This is a genomic window from Burkholderia sp. BCC0506, from assembly GCF_902833145.1.
Lineage (GTDB): Bacteria > Pseudomonadota > Gammaproteobacteria > Burkholderiales > Burkholderiaceae > Burkholderia.
In genome coordinates this window covers 58,071-72,974 of sequence record NZ_CADFEN010000002.1, presented here as the reverse complement: position 1 = coordinate 72,974, position 14,904 = coordinate 58,071, and the positions used below count along the sequence as shown (strand labels likewise).

The 14,904-nt window shown below is 67.3% G+C and carries 14 protein-coding genes; 5 read left to right on the top strand and 9 right to left on the bottom strand.

What is annotated here, in order from left to right:
- Positions 1 to 40 precede the first annotated feature (40 nt).
- From HWX62_RS04420 to HWX62_RS04385, 8 genes are all read right to left on the bottom strand, one after another.
- On the bottom strand, positions 41 to 1,885 hold the full coding sequence (locus HWX62_RS04420) for a DUF1302 domain-containing protein (protein ID WP_175930367.1): 1,845 nt from the start codon (positions 1,883 to 1,885) through the stop codon (positions 41 to 43).
- A 78-nt stretch (positions 1,886 to 1,963) separates the two neighbouring features.
- Positions 1,964 to 3,331 (bottom strand): DUF1329 domain-containing protein, encoded by a 1,368-nt coding sequence (locus HWX62_RS04415; protein WP_175930368.1) that lies wholly within the window; start codon positions 3,329 to 3,331, stop codon positions 1,964 to 1,966.
- A gap of 212 nt (positions 3,332 to 3,543) precedes the next feature.
- Positions 3,544 to 3,957 carry a RidA family protein gene (locus tag HWX62_RS04410; RefSeq protein ID WP_175930369.1) on the bottom strand — a complete coding sequence of 138 codons (414 nt, stop codon included), beginning with the start codon at positions 3,955 to 3,957 and terminating at the stop codon, positions 3,544 to 3,546.
- Between the two features lie 16 nt (positions 3,958 to 3,973).
- Positions 3,974 to 4,807, bottom strand: coding sequence for a phytanoyl-CoA dioxygenase family protein (locus HWX62_RS04405; protein WP_175930370.1), 834 nt, complete (start codon positions 4,805 to 4,807; stop codon positions 3,974 to 3,976).
- Positions 4,808 to 5,052: 245 nt separating this feature from the next.
- A complete protein-coding gene (locus tag HWX62_RS04400) occupies positions 5,053 to 5,673 on the bottom strand; it encodes a TetR/AcrR family transcriptional regulator (RefSeq protein ID WP_175930371.1) in 621 nt (206 codons plus the stop codon).
- 73 nt (positions 5,674 to 5,746) lie between these two features.
- Positions 5,747 to 6,421 (bottom strand): hypothetical protein, encoded by a 675-nt coding sequence (locus HWX62_RS04395; RefSeq protein ID WP_175930372.1) that lies wholly within the window; start codon positions 6,419 to 6,421, stop codon positions 5,747 to 5,749.
- A 35-nt stretch (positions 6,422 to 6,456) separates the two neighbouring features.
- Positions 6,457 to 7,116, bottom strand: coding sequence for a c-type cytochrome (locus HWX62_RS04390; RefSeq protein WP_175930373.1), 660 nt, complete (start codon positions 7,114 to 7,116; stop codon positions 6,457 to 6,459).
- 10 nt (positions 7,117 to 7,126) lie between these two features.
- Positions 7,127 to 8,611 (bottom strand): FAD-dependent oxidoreductase, encoded by a 1,485-nt coding sequence (locus tag HWX62_RS04385; protein ID WP_175930374.1) that lies wholly within the window; start codon positions 8,609 to 8,611, stop codon positions 7,127 to 7,129.
- Positions 8,612 to 9,054: 443 nt separating this feature from the next.
- Between HWX62_RS04385 and HWX62_RS04380 the strand changes: the two genes are divergently transcribed.
- Together HWX62_RS04380 and HWX62_RS04375 are read left to right on the top strand one after the other, a co-directional pair.
- Positions 9,055 to 9,792: a response regulator gene (locus HWX62_RS04380; RefSeq protein ID WP_175930375.1), complete on the top strand. Its 738-nt coding sequence runs from the start codon at positions 9,055 to 9,057 to the stop codon at positions 9,790 to 9,792.
- The gene (locus HWX62_RS04375; RefSeq protein ID WP_175930376.1) at positions 9,789 to 10,874 is read left to right on the top strand and encodes an ATP-binding protein; all 1,086 of its coding nucleotides are present in this window, start codon (positions 9,789 to 9,791) and stop codon (positions 10,872 to 10,874) included. The genes HWX62_RS04380 and HWX62_RS04375 overlap by 4 nt, the downstream gene beginning before the upstream one ends.
- Positions 10,875 to 10,892: 18 nt before the next feature.
- On the opposite strand, the gene HWX62_RS04370 is transcribed toward HWX62_RS04375, so the two are convergent.
- Positions 10,893 to 11,579, bottom strand: coding sequence for a hypothetical protein (locus HWX62_RS04370; RefSeq protein ID WP_175930440.1), 687 nt, complete (start codon positions 11,577 to 11,579; stop codon positions 10,893 to 10,895).
- 281 nt (positions 11,580 to 11,860) lie between these two features.
- On the opposite strand from HWX62_RS04370, the gene HWX62_RS04365 reads away from it, so the two are divergent.
- Genes HWX62_RS04365 through HWX62_RS04355 form a run of 3 tightly spaced genes read left to right on the top strand, consistent with a single transcriptional unit; the run spans position 11,861 to position 14,896 of the window.
- Entirely contained in the window at positions 11,861 to 13,135 is a 1,275-nt protein-coding gene (locus tag HWX62_RS04365; protein ID WP_175930377.1) for a sugar ABC transporter substrate-binding protein, read from the top strand.
- On the top strand, positions 13,119 to 14,078 hold the full coding sequence (locus HWX62_RS04360; protein ID WP_244135960.1) for a sugar ABC transporter permease: 960 nt from the start codon (positions 13,119 to 13,121) through the stop codon (positions 14,076 to 14,078). Before HWX62_RS04365 ends, HWX62_RS04360 begins: the two co-directional genes overlap by 17 nt.
- Complete coding sequence (locus HWX62_RS04355; RefSeq protein ID WP_175930378.1) at positions 14,066 to 14,896, top strand: carbohydrate ABC transporter permease; 831 nt, start codon at positions 14,066 to 14,068, stop codon at positions 14,894 to 14,896. Before HWX62_RS04360 ends, HWX62_RS04355 begins: the two co-directional genes overlap by 13 nt.
- Positions 14,897 to 14,904 lie beyond the last annotated feature (8 nt).

Sequence of the window (14,904 nt, the reverse complement as noted above, 5' to 3'; positions counted from 1 at the left end):
CATACGCCACCTGCCACCTGCCACTTGCCGCCCGCCGCCGTCAGAAATTCCGCGTGACGAACAAGCCGACGAAATTGCGGTCCGCATAAGGCTGGCCCACCGTGTTGTGGCCGCCCCAGAACGCGGTGAAGTTGATGCCGGCCTGCCAGTTCGGCGGGTTCTGGTTGAACAGCACGTAGACGTTCAGCGACTTCGCACCCTGCATGTAGTTCGCGGTGAAGGTCGGCGTGTAGCCGTACAGGCCGGTGCTGAACGTCACACCCGGCGTGACCTGCCAGCCGGGAATCAGCGTGCCGTCATAGGTCCAGTTGAAGTCGATCGTCCCGCCCACCGAGCTCGACGTGCCCTGGCCCATCCCGATCGGATAGCCGGCCGCCGAGCCGTTGTTCAACCACGGCAGGTAGCCGGTCTGCGGCACCTGCGTGACGGTCTGCCCGCCGACCGTGCGCGTGACGCCGCTCGAGCTCAGCCCCGGGTAGTAGATCCACGTCAGTTCCCACGTCAGCGCGGCCGAATCGGCGCCGAGCAGCTTCAGGAACGGGTACTCGCTGCGCGTGAGCGCGAGCAGCCCGTTGATGTCGTACTGGAACTTCTTCTTGTCGACCCATTGCTGGCAGTCGATGCCGGCCACGCCGTTCGTGTTCAGGTCGAGCGGGCCGCCCGCGCCGTAGCAGCTCGACAGCGCGACCGCATCGCGCGGCCGGTACGACAGTTCGGTGCCGATCGCCCACGGGCCGATGCCGAAGTTCGCGCTGACCCCGAACAGCTGGCGTCGGCCGAGATACGACCATTGCTCGGTGCCGTTCGCGAGCGACGCGAGCACCGGCGACTTGTCGGTGTAGTTCAGGTAGTAGAACGCGAAGTTCGCGTCGAACGCACGCGGCGAATAGTTGAACTTCACGCCGAACTGCGGCCGGTATTTCGCCGGCAGGTTGGTGACGGACGGCAGCCCGATGTCGTTGAACGGCGGCCCGGCATAGCTCCCGTTCACGAGCCCGTTCTTGATCGCGTTGAGCGTGTCCTGGTTGCCGGCCGCGCCCGATCCGCCGATCGCGTTGGCGATCGTGCCCGCGCTCGGGCCGGTCACGTTCAGGTTGTTCGTGTTGATCGTGAACGGCTCGGCGCCGCGGCCGAAGCCGTTCGACACCGACCAGTACGAGCCGACCGGCGGATAGCGGTTGCCGTTCCACTGGAACTGGTAATACGCCTCGGTACTGAACCCGTGCGACAGGTCGGCCGCGAAGCTCGCCATCGGCGCGGGCAGCAGCGCCTGCTTGAGCTGCGAGCCGGGGATCAGCAGCTTCTGCGCGTCGATCGAGTTCGTCGCGTTGATGCCGCTCTGCGCGAACATGCTCTCGCCCCAGTTGATCACCTGGTTGCCGAGCCGCACGTGCGCGTTGCGCCCGCCGATCGTGAAATCCTTCTGCGCCCACAGGTCGAGCAGTTGCGCGTTGTAGACGACCTGCGCGGCCGCCGTGCTCGACAACGGCGTGCGGTTCGTGTTCTTGGCCATGAAGTCGTACATGCCGGTGCCGCGCACCATGAACTTCAGCCCTTCGGCCGGCATCTTCAGCAACAGCTCGCTGGTCGCGCTGACGTAGGTGCTGAACGGCTGCCCCTTGCGATAGTTCAGGTCGCCGTTGTCCGCGTAGCCCCACTGGTTGGTGTTCGCGCCCGCGCCGCAGCCGAAGGCGTTCGGGTCGCCGGTGAGCGAGCAGCTCGGGTTTTTGGTCCGGATGCCGGCGCCCGCCGTCAGGTTCGTCACCCACGAACCCTGCACCGCGCCGCCGCCCACCGTGAAGTCGTATGCATACGCGCTCGACGTCGCGGCGCCCGCCATCGCCACCGATACGGTAGCATTCCTGAACAATCTTGCCGGTTCCATGATCCACCTCCGCCCCTGTTCGACGCCGGCGCGCGATCGTTGCGTGCGCCGGTCCTTGTACCCGTCAGCCGGCGATCGTCACCGTTCGCTGACCGAGCGCAGCGATTCCGCCGTGTAGAAATCCTGCTTGAAGCGCGGATCGTCGGCCTGACCGAACCAGCGAATGTCCTTGCCCTGGCCGATCGACGACGCATCGAACACATAGCGGCCGTTGATCATGTCGTACTGCGCGAGCGGTTCGTTGTCGCAGGTACCGCCGAGCTCCCATACCGGAATCGGGTAGCTTTCCCGCACCTTCCACAACTTGCCCTGCGCGTCGTAGTCTTCGCCGACGAGCGCGAGCCAGCTGTCTTCGTCGAGATAGAACACCTTCTTCGACGCGACGTGCCGCGCGCTCGGCTTCAGCGTCGCTTCGACGACCCACACGCGATGCGCCTCGTAGCGACGGTTCGCGGCGGCGAGGCCGTCGGGCGTCGCGACGTCGTGCAGCTTGCTCTTGAACCGGTACATGCCGAACGCGTTGTACGGGACGAGCATTTCCTTCTTGCCGACCAGCTTCCAGTTGAAACGGTCGAGCGAACCGTTGATCATGTTGCCTTCGTCGATCAGATACTGGTTCTCGAAGCCGATCAACGGCGCGTCGTGCGTATAGGCCGGCATGCGTCGCACGCGGCGCTGGCCCGGGAAGTAGTAGTAGGTTTCCGAATCCTTGTTGAAGTACTGCCGCTGGACGAAGGCCTGCCCGGCCAGTGCGGCCGGCGAGTTCATCTGGAAGTAGACGGCGGCGCTCAACTGGTCGACCTCCTGCGGCGACGTCTTGCCGAGCTTGGCCGACGGGAAGTAGAACGTCTGCGGACCGACCGCGTCGATCCATTCGCTGCTGCCGGGGCGCGGCGAAATGCTCGTGGCGACCTGCGCCCATTCGACGCCTTCGCCGCGATAGCGCATCTCGTAGTTCAGGATCGCTTCGATGCCGCTCTTCGGTTGCGGGAACGGGACGCCCGGCAACGCGGCCGATGCGAGGTTCTCGCCGCTCGCATCCAGCTTCGCCGCGGTGAGGTTCGCCCTCGAGTTCTGCTCGGCGGCATCCGGCAACTGGCACTCGCGATGGGACGGGTAGACGTCCATCCGGTAGCCCTTCTTCTGCTTGATCAGCGCGACCTGGCCGGGCGACAGCTTGTCCGCGTACTTGTCGACGTTCGCCGCGTCGATCGAGTAGAGCGGCTTCTCGTTGCGATGCTTCCAGAAATCGCCGCGCACCTTGCCCCACTCCCAGCCGGCGTCGGGCGATTGCTTGCCCGCATAGGCCGGCACCGCGCCGTCCTTGCTCGCCGAGCGCTCGGCGCCGGCCGGCGTCAGGTCGTCCGCCGCGACGGCGGTGCCGATCGCGACACATGCAGCGGCCGCGATCGCGGACGTGGTCCAGAAACGATGCTTCTTCATCATGGTTCTCCTTCGTGCTCCGCCTTCGCTCGCCCGCCCGGGACGAGACGCATTTGCTGCGATCGTCGTCGTCAGCCGACGACGACGATCGCTCCCTGATCCGGGCCGGCCGGGGTTCCGCCCGGCCGCCTGCCGATCGATCCCTGTTCTCGTTTTTTCGTCAGTACTGCGATGCATATGAAACGCAGATCCGGCGAAAACCGTCGTGCCTCCGATCAGTCCTTGCCGGACCCGGCCACCGCCACCGCACGAATCTCGACGCACAATCCCGGCAGCGCCAGTTGCGTGACGCCGACCGCCGTCCACGACGGGTAACGGTTCGGGAAATACACGTCCTTGACCGCCGCGAAGTCTTCGGTCTCGCGCTGCAGATCCGTGTGGAAAGTCGTCAGCTCGACGACGTCGGCGAGACTCGCGCCGGCTTCCTCGAGGATCGCCTTCAGGCACTCGAACGCGATCCGCGCCTGCGCCTGCACGCCGTCGGCCGGCTGCATCCGTGCATCGAGGCCAACCTGGCCCGATACCCAGATCGTGTCGCCGACACGTGTGGCCGGCGAGAAGTGATATGCGTCGTACCACGGCTGGAAGGCAGCCGGCACGATCGATTGCCGCTTCGGGGTTGCTGTCATGATGCGTTCTCCCGGTTCAGACGAGTTGACGGAAACACGGCGCGCGGAACGGATCGCCGGCCTTCAGCCCGGCCAGCTCCTCGACGAACAGCACGCCGGCCGGCGTGAATCCCGAGCGGCTTTCGTCGGGCAACGGGCTGAACACCGCGTCGTCGCCGAAAAAGCGCAGCACGAGCGTGTGGCGATCGGGGAAGTCGGCATCGACCGCGCCGCCGCCATGCAGCACGCCCGGATGGAGCAGCAGCACATCGCCCGGCTTCGTTTCCCACGACAGGATGTCGTACGCATCGGGCGCCACGCGGCGCTCGGCCTCGATGTCCGGCAGGCGCGGCCACACGTCGCCGCCATGCAGCGGGTCGGTCGGATCCTCGGCGTTCTGGAACGTCGTGCCGTCGTGCCGCACGCCGCGATGCGAGCCGCGCACGATCTCGAGCGCGTTGCGCTTCGGCACGTGTTCGAAGCTGATCCACGCGTTGCCGAAATGCATCCCCTGCCACGGCAGGTACGACGTGTCCTGATGCCACGGCGAGCGTGCGCTCTTGCCGCCGGCCTTCATGAACAGTTCTTCCGCGAAATACCACACGTGCTTCGAACCCCACAGGTCGGCGAACAGCTTGCCGAACGGCAGCGTGGCGACCAGTTCGTCGAGCCGCGTCTTCGCATACGGGTTCGCGTTGTCGTTGTGCGACTGGTATTCGGTGCCGTCGAGCAGCGTCGTCGCCATCGGGCCCGGGTTCTCCATCCCCCAGTCGTACACCGCGCGGCATTGCGCGAGTTGCGCCGCATCGAGTACGCCTTCGACGAGAACCGCACCGTCCTCGAAGAAAGCCTTGCGCATGAGTGCATCCATCGTAGATCTCCTTATTCGTCCCAACCCTGCCGGCCGCGATCGATCACTGCCGACGCCTTGAGTAGAACATAGTGACAATGTTAGGTCATCATGACAAAAATAAAGAAAAGAAAAAGACGGGGTATTCCCTGTTTCGTCTGCATGATCGAACGTGCGTCGCCGCACGCCGCCGCCCCGTCATGACAATCGGCTTTCAGCCCTGATACAAGCGCACGACAACGCACGGCCGCCGCTGCTGCGCACCTTCATTCGCGCACGCGGTCGCACACCGTATGCGCGAGGAAGCCGACCAGCACCGCATCGGCCAGCGGGCCGGCGGTACTGCCTGCATCGGCCGCGCTGTGCGACTGCATGCCGTCGCACAGCGCGGTCAGGCCGAGCGCCAGCACCGGCGTGGGCAGCGACGGCGATACGCCGGCCCGCGCCGCATACGCGTCGATGCACGCAATCGCGAGCGCCTGCCGGTCGCGCAGCAACGCACCGAACCGCGCACGGAATAGCGGATCGCGCGCCGCCTGGAGCTGCGCGTCGAGCCACATCAGCTGCGAGGCCGGCTGCGTCGTGCCCCTTCGCCAGTACGCGAGCAGCGCGCGCTGCGCATCGTCGGCCGGGTCATGCGAACCGACGATCCGCTGCAATGCCGCGGCAGCCTCGTCCTGATCGCGTCGCAGCAACTCGAACAGCACGTCGGCCTTGCCGCGGAAGTTCGAGTAGAACGCACCACGCGTATGCCCTGCCGCAGCAGCAATGTCTTCCACGCTCGCGGCCGCGTATCCGTTCTCCGCGAAGATCGCGCGGGCGGCGTCGATCAGGCGTTCGCGCGTCGCATCGCGCCGCTCGGCGCGGGTCAGGCGAACGCGGTCCATCCACGTGCTCCGCGATCGCCGCGGCCGGGCCGGCAACCGGCTCGGTCCTTCATTTTTTCATCAGTAGCGCTACTCATTTCGGATACGACAACACGCCGGCATCGGCCCGACCGCGCCCCTTCTCCCGCTCCAGCGCGCAATAAGCGTAATAGAGCGTGACGGTCAGGTACGACCAGGTCAGCAGCGCCAGCACGTAGAAATTGAACACGACGTTGGTTTCCTCGCCGGGGATCTTGTAGAAATCGTAGATGCATGCGATCGCCTGCGCAGCGACGAGGCCCAGCGTCGTCGTCAGCGCATGGAGCGCGTGGCCGGCACGCACGAGCCGCCACACGAAACCGGCGAGATAGATCGACATCAGCGTCCACATCGCCACGTAGAAGTACGGCAACGCGTGCTGCAACGCGCCGGCCACGAGCGCGATCGTCCCGAGCGTCGCGAGCACGAACAGCGTCACGTCCTGCCGCATCGACGGCCGGTAGCCGTGCGTGACGGCCATCAGGCCCGCGACCGCGATCACCGGCATCCCGAACCCGCGCGAAAACGCGTCGAGAAAGTGAGAGATGAAGTACGACACCGGCGATTCGGTCGCGAAGAAGATCACGGCGTTGGACGCGGAGACCGTCACGATCCACCATTCGAAGCCGAGCAGGAAATTGCGTTTTCGGACGAACTTGAAGCCGTAGATGCCGGTCGTCGCCGCCAGCGTCGCGCTGGAAAGGCAAAGGACAAGTGATCTGTAATCCATGAGTCGAACTCCCAAGGTCGATTGCTGCCGTTGATTCACTGCCTGGCGGGGCCGAGGCTCGCCAGATAGGTCGCCACCGCCGCCCGATCGTCCGCCGACATCGCTTGCGCGACGCGCTGCATCGTGCCGGTCGCTTCGCTGCGCGAACCCGACGCGAACGCGTCGAGCTGCGCGAGCAGGTAGTCGTAGCCCTGCCCGGCCAGACGCGGAAACTGCGCCTGGCCCGTCAACCGTGCGCCGTGGCAGGCCGCGCACGCGCCGCCCGTCACCAGTTGCTCGCCTTTCGTGCGCAGTCGTGCATCCGGCTTGAAATAGCGGTTGTCCAGCGGCGCTTGCTTCGCGTAATAGCCGGCCAGACGCGTGATCTCGGCTTCGCTCATCGTCATCGCGAGCGGTCCCATCGTCGGGTTCGCGCGTTGCCCGCTCGCAAACGCGTGAAGCTGCGCGGCCACGTATTGCGCCGGCTGGCCGGCCAGGCTCGGATACGCCTGACTGAGCGACGTGCCCTTCACGCCATGGCAGCCCATGCACGCGTCGGTCACGCGCGGCCACGGCCCGCCGTCGGCGTCGTCGGCTTGCGCGGCCGTATCGATATGGCGCTGCAGACGGTAGAAGCCGAGCAGCGTCGGGCCGTAGAGCGCCAGTAACGCGCCGATCGCGACCAATGCCGTGATCAGTACAATCCGTTTCTTCATCTTCGTGATCCTAAGCATGACGCAGCGCATTGAGCGCCTGAAGCGCGCTTTGGTGTCCGGCTCGCACGGCGCCGTCCATGTAGCCGGCCCAGATGGTCGCGGTCTCGGTGCCCGACCAGATCAGGTTGCCGCACGGCGCGCGCAGCGCGTCGCCGTGCGCGCTCCAGAACCCGGGTGGAATCGCCGACACGCACGTGATCGTCCACGGGTCGGCGAGCCCCCAGTCGCGATCGTGATACGACACCGGCGCGCGCGCTTCGTCGCCCCACGCCTGCGCATAGAGATCGATATGCATCTGCTTCGCGGCCTGCGGATCCGACGGCACCAGCGCATTCCGGACGAACGCGTTGATCACGCCGATCTCGCCGCCCGGCGGCGAATTGTCGTAGGCCCAGAACACCGGCCCGTCGGTCTGGAAGATGTGGCCGTTCAAGCCCTTGTCGCGCCAGAACGGGCGGCGGTAGACCATCGCCGTCTTGCGCGCCGGCGAATGGGCCGGCCATGCGCGTTGCAGCGCGTGGCGCTTTTCCGGCAACGGCGGGTCGAACTGCATCTGGTGGCACAGCGCCGGATGCAGCGCCATCACGACCTTTTTCGCGCGTACCGTGCCGCGATCGGTCTGCAACGTGACGACGTCGCGATCCCAGCCGACGATCCGCCGCACCGGCGACGACAGCCGCACCTTGTCGCCCAGTTGCTGCGCCATCCGGATGCTCAGGAGCTGCGAGCCGCCGACGAAGCGGGTTTCCTGCGCGCTGTGCTTGATCGAGTCGAGCTGTGCGTAATCGCAATCGGCGGAGTTGATCATCGACAGGAAGTGCAGCAACCCCATCTTCGCGGGCGCGACGCCGCCCGACAGCGAGATCGACGCGTTCCAGCCCATCCGGTCCTCCGCCTTGATGCCCTGCGTCGCGAGCCAGTCGCCCACCGACAACCGGTCGAGTTCGCCGGCCTTCGGCGACGTCCACGGCGCCCCCGACGGCACGTCGCGCGACAACCTGCTCAGCTTCGCCGCGACGGCCTCGTCGGTGCCGAACGTGCCCTCCAGGTCGATCTCCGCACGCCCGTCGCCGCCGAGAATCACCGTCTTGCCCGCGTAGTAGCTCGGGAACGTGCCGACGTCCAGTTCGCGGGCGAGATCGGCGACCGCCGTCTGACCCGGGCCGATCCACTGTCCGCCGACTTCGGTCACGAAGCCGCCGCCCACGTCGTAGTTCAGCGTGCGGCCGCCCACGCGGTCGCGCGCCTCGAGCACGACGAAGGATTCGCAGCCCGCGTGGCGCAGGTCGCGCGCGGCCGTCAGGCCGGCCAGCCCGGCGCCGACGATCGCGACGTCGAGTACGTCGCCTTCATGGCCGGCGGCCGGTGCCGCATCGGCCTTCGCCCGCGTGCCGCCGAGTGCGAGACCGCCCGCCGCGACCGATGCGCCGGCCACCTTCAGCCACTGCCTGCGCTGCAGGTCGGCCGCCCCGCTGATGGATGACTTCCTGGACATGATCTATGAATGACGCCTGAAATTGGCGCGAACGGCGGCATGCCCCGACGGCGTGCTGCCTGCGCTCGCGCGGAATCTGACGACGGGATGCGATCCCGCTCCGCTTCACCTGCCGCCGGCCCGCCTGCCTCGGACGAGGCACGGGCATCCGGTTCGCATTCCTGCCTGTACACGCGCCGTATTGCCTTCTACCGATAAGGATTTTCCGGCGCCCTTAATTAGTACATGTTGCAAAAGATAGGTCATGATACATAAAACAAGTTCGAAAAAAAAAGACAGGGTATTCCCCTGTCGGACGGCGCATGGCCGCACTTCCGAAAGGTCGCGGAAAGACTGCCTGCGCGTTGGCGACCGGCGCGGCCTCGCCCGCCTCCGTTCGGTCGCGCGGGCACTACGGTAGTATGGCGATTCGATGGAACCCCGATGGATCTGAACGAGTGGCCATGCCCGAATTTTCTTCATCGCCCGGCGCCGGCCAAGGCGCGCAAGCGCTCGTCCTCATCGCCGAGGACGAACCCGAGATCGCCGAGATCCTGATCGCCTATTTCGCGCGCAACGGCCTGCGCACCGTGCACGCCGCCGACGGCCGCCGCGCGCTCGAACTCCACCTGTCGCTGAAGCCCGACCTCGTGCTGCTCGACGTGCAGATGCCGCACGTCGACGGCTGGAAGGTGCTCGCCGAGATTCGCCATCGCGGCGACACGCCGGTCATCATGCTGACCGCGCTCGACCAGGACATCGACAAGCTGACCGGGCTGCGCATCGGCGCCGACGACTACGTGGTCAAGCCGTTCAACCCCGCCGAAGTCGTCGCGCGGGCCCAGGCCGTGCTGCGCCGGTCGATGGCCGGCTCGCGCCACGAAGAGCAGCGCGTGCTGCGCGCCGCGCCGTTCGAGATCGATCTCGAGCATCACGAAGCGACGGTCGAAGTCGACGGCGCGCGCCACACGCTCGCGTTGACGCTCACCGAATTCAAGCTGCTCGCGCAGCTCGCCCGCGCGCCGCGCCGCGTGTTCAGCCGCGCCGAGCTGATGGCCACCTGCCTGCCGGAAGGCGATGCGCTGGAGCGCACGGTCGACAGCCACGTGAGCAAGCTGCGCAAGAAACTCGACGACCTCGGCGTCACCGGCATGCCGGCAAGCGTGCGCGGCGTCGGCTACAAACTGTGGAGCGGCGAGTGAGACTCGATGGCCTGAGCCGCCAGATCGCGCTGACGATGGGCGCGATCGCCTTCGGTATCACGGTGCTGATCGTCGTGACGGCCTATGTGTTCTACTACCTGCTGTACCAGTACTCGCCGCAATCCTTCCAGGCGGTGAGCTGGGTCCCGAGCGGGCCGGAGTGGGTTTGGATCACCTCGACCACGCTGGTCGGCCTGTTGATCGCGGTCGTCGTCGCGATCAACCTGTCGCGCCGCATCCTCGTGCCGCTCAATTCGGTGACGGACAGCATCCGCCGCGTCGCGCGCGGCGATCTCGGCGCACGCGCGGTCGCCGGCGACCGTTCGTTGAAGGAAGCGGCGCTGCTCGCCGACAATTTCAACGCGCTCGCGAGCGAACTGCAGCGCGTGACCGACGAGCAGACGTTCTGGAACGCGGCGATCGCGCACGAGCTGCGCACCCCCGTGACCGTGCTGCGCGGCCGGCTGCAGGGGCTCGCCGAAGGCGTGTTCACGCCGAGCGAGGCGCTGTACCGCAGCCTGCTCGCGCAGGTCGAAGGGCTGACGCGGCTGATCGAGGATCTGCGCGTGGTCAGCCTCGCCGACAGCGGGCACCTGAGCATCGAGATCCGCGACACCGACCTCGCCGCCGAGGTGCGCGCGGTGGTCGACGTGTTCGCGCACGCGCTGCAGGCCGCCGGCCAGCATCCCGTGCTCGATCTCGACCCGCGACGCATGCGTTGCGATCCGGTCCGTATCCGTCAGGCGTTGCTCGCGCTGCTGGAGAACGCACGCCGCCACGCGGTGCCCGGCACGATCCGGATCCAGACGTGCATCGAAGACGGCATGTGCCGGCTGCGCGTCGAGGACGACGGCCCCGGCATCCCGGCCGAGTTCGCGCCGCACGTGTTCCAGGCGTTCCGGCGCGTCGACGAGTCGCAACCCGGCGGCACCGGCCTCGGGCTCGCGGTCGTCGCGGCGATCGCGCATGCGCATCGCGGCGAAGCGCTGTGCGTGCCGACCGGCGCGGGCGGCACGCGGTTCGAGGTGCAGTGGCCCGACGATCTCGCGCCGGCCGCCGACAGCGAACGCTTCCCGGCGTAACGCGCCGCCGTTACGCCCTCATGCGCGCGGTTCGCGCCCGACCTGTTCGAGCGGCGGGCTGAACCCGAGCACCGTGTACTCCATCACGGACACCGTCCCCGTCCCCGCCGCGCCCTGCACGACCACCGCGCGCACCGCGCCGGCGCGGTCGAATGTCAGCCGCGTGCCGACGGTCGCCTGACGCAACGCCTCCAGCTCCTCGATCCGCGCGATCGCCAGCTTGCGTACCGCGCCGGACACGTACACGGGCAGGAACACCAGCGCGATGAAGATCGACACAGCGTCCTTCGACACGCTGTCCAGCACCGGCCGCCCCGCCATCACGAGCGACAGCGACGTCGCGGCGACGAAGATCGCGAGCACGGTCGCGCCGACGCCGAGCGACGCGAGCCGCTCGGCCGCCTTCTTCATGCGGGCCTTCACGAGCGCGCGGGCGGGCGCCGCCGTCATCAGCCATTCGCGCTGCGCGCCGTGGAACCCGGCAATGCCGAGGAACAGCGTCGCGACCGCGCTGACCGCGATGCTCGTGTACAGCGCGTCGGCCATCATGCAGACGAATTCGAGCACGCACACGATCGCGAGCGGGCACAGCAGCAGGCGGAACGAATAGCCGTCGCGGCCATGCCCGCGGATCCACCATTTCACCGGTGCGAGCTGCCAGAAGCGGCTCTCCGGGCGAAGTGAAAGTTCGTCGTCGTCGGTCAATTTCCCACCTGTCGGATCGCGCGTCGTGTCGGCGACGGCCGGCACGCCGGCCGTGAATCGCACGGCCGCAGCCGCATTCTCCCAGATGCGCGGCGCGGCAAGACAGGGAGGCGCTGCCGCCCGACGGATCGACCACCACATTTTGTGCATCGCACGACCCACCGTGAGCAAAAAGTATCGGCTAAGGAATCCTTTTGATGTGGTGATCGCGTCGCCCGCGTCACACCATTGTTCCTGCCGTCATCGGCGGCATTCGAACAAGCAGAATCAAGGAGACACGGGTGAACAAGATGCGAATCGTCGCAGCCGGCCTGCTGCTCGGCGCCTGTCTGCCGGGCGTCGCGGCCGCGCAAACCTGCAAGGTGCCGACCCTGCGCGTGCTCGCGCAGAAGAGCCTCGGCCTGTCGGTGATGGAGAAGTCGCTGGCCGACTACGAGAAGAAGAGCGGCACGAAGGTCGAGATCAGCTATTTCGGCGAGAACGACCGCCGCGCGAAATCGCGGCTCGACGCGTCGACCGGCGCGGGTTCCTACCAGATCTACTACGTCGACGAGGCGAACGTCGCCGAATTCGCGTCGGCCAACTGGATCGTGCCGCTCCTCAAGTACTACCCGAAGGAATACGACTACGACGACTTCCTGCCCGGCCGCCGCGCGGTCGCGAGCTACAACGGCGTCGCGTACTTCGCGCCGCTGATCGGCGGCGGCGACTTCCTGTTCTACCGCCGCGACCTGCTCGACGCCGCGCACATCCCGGTGCCGAAGACCCTCGACCAGCTCGTCGCCGCGATCAAGCAACTCAACGCGCCGCCGAAGCTGTACGGCTGGGTCGCGCGCGGCCAGCGCGGCTCGGGGATGAACGTGTGGCGCTGGTCGCCCTTCATGCTCGGCATGGGCGGCACGTGGACCGACAAGGGCGGCCAGCCCGCGTTCAACTCGCCGGCCGCCGCGAAGGCCACGCAGCTCTACAGCGACCTGTTCAAGTACGCGCCGCCCGGCTCGCCGACCTACGACTGGAGCAACGCGCTAGAAGCGTTCCGCTCGGGCAAGGTCGCGTTCATGATCGAATCGACGCCGTTCGCGGACTGGATGGAAGACGCGAGCAAGTCCAGCGTGGCCGGCAAGGTCGGCTACACGCGGCCGCCCGCGCCGCTGCCGTCGGCCGCGTACGGCCACGGCTTCGCGATCTCCGCGGTCGGCGCGAAGGACGACTGCACGCGGATGGCCGCCGGCCGCTTCATCGCGTGGGCGACCAGCAAGGATCAAGAGCAGGCGCGGCTGCGCAACGGCGTGTTCAGCGACTACAACCGCTCGAGCACGATCGGCAGCCCGTACTTCAAGCAGCACGTCGCGCCGCAGATCCAGGCCGGGCTGAACGACACCAACCCCGTCACGCAGGTGACGATCTGGCGCACGCCGCAGTGGCCCGATATCGGCGACAACCTCGGCATCGCGCTCGAACAGGTGTTCACCGGCACGCAGACGGATATCCGCGGCACGCTCGACGACGCGGACCAGTACGCGAAGGACGCGCTCGAACATGGCGCTCGCAAATGACGGCGCGGGCGGACGCGCGCTCGGCGTCCGCCCGGCCCCTTCCGCAACGTCGGCCCGGCGCACTCGCGCGCGCCGCGACCGCACGAGCCTGCCGTGGGTGTTCCTCGCGCCGACGCTCGCGCTGCTCGCGGTCCTGAGCCTCGTCCCGACGATCGCCGCGATCAACCTCGCGCTGCGCAACCGCGTGCTGCGCTACCCCGACAGCGAATACGTCGGCCTGCGCAACTTCGTGCGGCTCGCGTCGGACCGGCGCTTCCTGAACGCGATCGAGGTATCGGTGCTGTGGGAAGTCGTCACGGTCGCGGGCGCGGTGCTCGTCGGGATCGCGCTCGCGGTGTTCCTGTTCGAGCGCGTGCACGGCCGCTGGCGCCGCGTCGCGTCGCTGGTGCTGATCATGCCGGTGCTGCTGCCGCGCGTGTCGGCCGCGTTCATCTGGAAGTTCATGTACGCGCCGCTCACCGGAATCCTGAGCTGGCTGCTCGGCACGCTCGGCGTCGAGCACACCGCGTTCCTCGCCGATCCGCATCTCGCGCTTTACGCGGTCGCGCTCGTCGACGTGTGGCAGTGGGGGCTGTTCTTCGCGGTCGTGATCCTGAAGCTGCTGGAGACGCTGCCGCCGGAGCCGCTCGAAGCCGCGCGGCTCGACTACGCGACGACGTGGCAGGTGCATGCATACATCGCGCTGCCGATGCTGAAGGCGCCGCTCGTGAGCCTCGTGTTCATCAAGATGGTCGAGTCGCTGCGCTCGTTCGACCTGATCTACGTGATGACCAAGGGCGGCCCCGGCATCGCGACCGAGACGCTCGATCTCTACGCGTACCAGCAGGGCATCGGCCTCGCCGGCAAGGTGTCGTATGCGTCGGGCATGGCCGTGCTGATGATGGTCGCGACCACGCTCGTCTTCACGCTCATCTGGAAGAGGGTCGACAAATGGGACGACTGATGGCCCGCCGCGGCCCCGCCGCCGCCGTTTCCACCGTCGCGATCGCCGGCGCGATCCTGCTCGTCGCCGCATTCCCGCTGTTCTGGGCCGTGCTCAATTCGCTCAAGCACCTGCTCGACATCGTCACGCCGACGCCGCGCTTCTTCTTCACGCCGACGCTCGCGAACTACGAACAGGTGCTGTCGAGCCCCGAGGTGCTGATCGGGCTCGGCAACAGCATCGCGATCGTCGGCGCGGCCGTGCTGATCGGCGCGGTGCTCGGCGTGCCGGCCGCGTATGCGATCGCGCGCTACCCGGTGCGCGGCAAGCGCGACATCCAGTTCTTCCTGCTGTCGCTGCGCTTCCTGCCGCCCGTCGCGGTCGCGCTGCCGCTGATCGCGATCTGGGTCGATCTCGGGCTGTACGACACGAAGCTGTCGATGATCGTCACCTACCTGCTCGTCACGCTGTCGACCATCACGTGGCTGTCGATTCCCGTGTTCCGCCGGCTGCCGCGCGAGATCGAGGAAGCCGCCGCGCTCGACGGCTACGGCCCGTACGCGGTGTTCTGGCACATCGCGCTGCCGGTGTGCGCGAGCACGCTGCTCGGCGGCATCGTGTTCAGCTTCGTGCTGGTGTGGAACGAGCTGATGATCGCGCTCGCGCTCACGTCGTCGCGCAGCGCGACGCTGCCGGTGGTCGCCTCCGCGTTCACGTCGCTCGGCCAGGAAGTGCCGTGGGGCGTGATCAACGCGTCGACGGTGCTGCTCGCGCTGCCGCCGCTCGTCTTCGTCGGCATGCTGAGCCGGCTGCTCAATTCGATCGTCAAGGGAACATGAGGAGAACA

Excerpts from the sequence above, each read along its gene's own strand:
- HWX62_RS04420 (WP_175930367.1), bottom strand. The coding sequence starts at position 1,885 with ATGGAACCGGCAAGATTGTTCAGGAATGCTACCGTATCGGTGGCGATG.
- HWX62_RS04415 (WP_175930368.1), bottom strand. The coding sequence starts at position 3,331 with ATGATGAAGAAGCATCGTTTCTGGACCACGTCCGCGATCGCGGCCGCT.
- HWX62_RS04410 (WP_175930369.1), bottom strand. The coding sequence starts at position 3,957 with ATGACAGCAACCCCGAAGCGGCAATCGATCGTGCCGGCTGCCTTCCAG.
- HWX62_RS04405 (WP_175930370.1), bottom strand. The coding sequence starts at position 4,807 with ATGGATGCACTCATGCGCAAGGCTTTCTTCGAGGACGGTGCGGTTCTC.
- HWX62_RS04400 (WP_175930371.1), bottom strand. The coding sequence starts at position 5,673 with ATGGACCGCGTTCGCCTGACCCGCGCCGAGCGGCGCGATGCGACGCGC.
- HWX62_RS04395 (WP_175930372.1), bottom strand. The coding sequence starts at position 6,421 with ATGGATTACAGATCACTTGTCCTTTGCCTTTCCAGCGCGACGCTGGCG.
- HWX62_RS04390 (WP_175930373.1), bottom strand. The coding sequence starts at position 7,116 with ATGAAGAAACGGATTGTACTGATCACGGCATTGGTCGCGATCGGCGCG.
- HWX62_RS04385 (WP_175930374.1), bottom strand. The coding sequence starts at position 8,611 with ATGTCCAGGAAGTCATCCATCAGCGGGGCGGCCGACCTGCAGCGCAGG.
- HWX62_RS04380 (WP_175930375.1), top strand. The coding sequence starts at position 9,055 with ATGCCCGAATTTTCTTCATCGCCCGGCGCCGGCCAAGGCGCGCAAGCG.
- HWX62_RS04360 (WP_244135960.1), top strand. The coding sequence starts at position 13,119 with ATGGCGCTCGCAAATGACGGCGCGGGCGGACGCGCGCTCGGCGTCCGC.
- HWX62_RS04355 (WP_175930378.1), top strand. The coding sequence starts at position 14,066 with ATGGGACGACTGATGGCCCGCCGCGGCCCCGCCGCCGCCGTTTCCACC.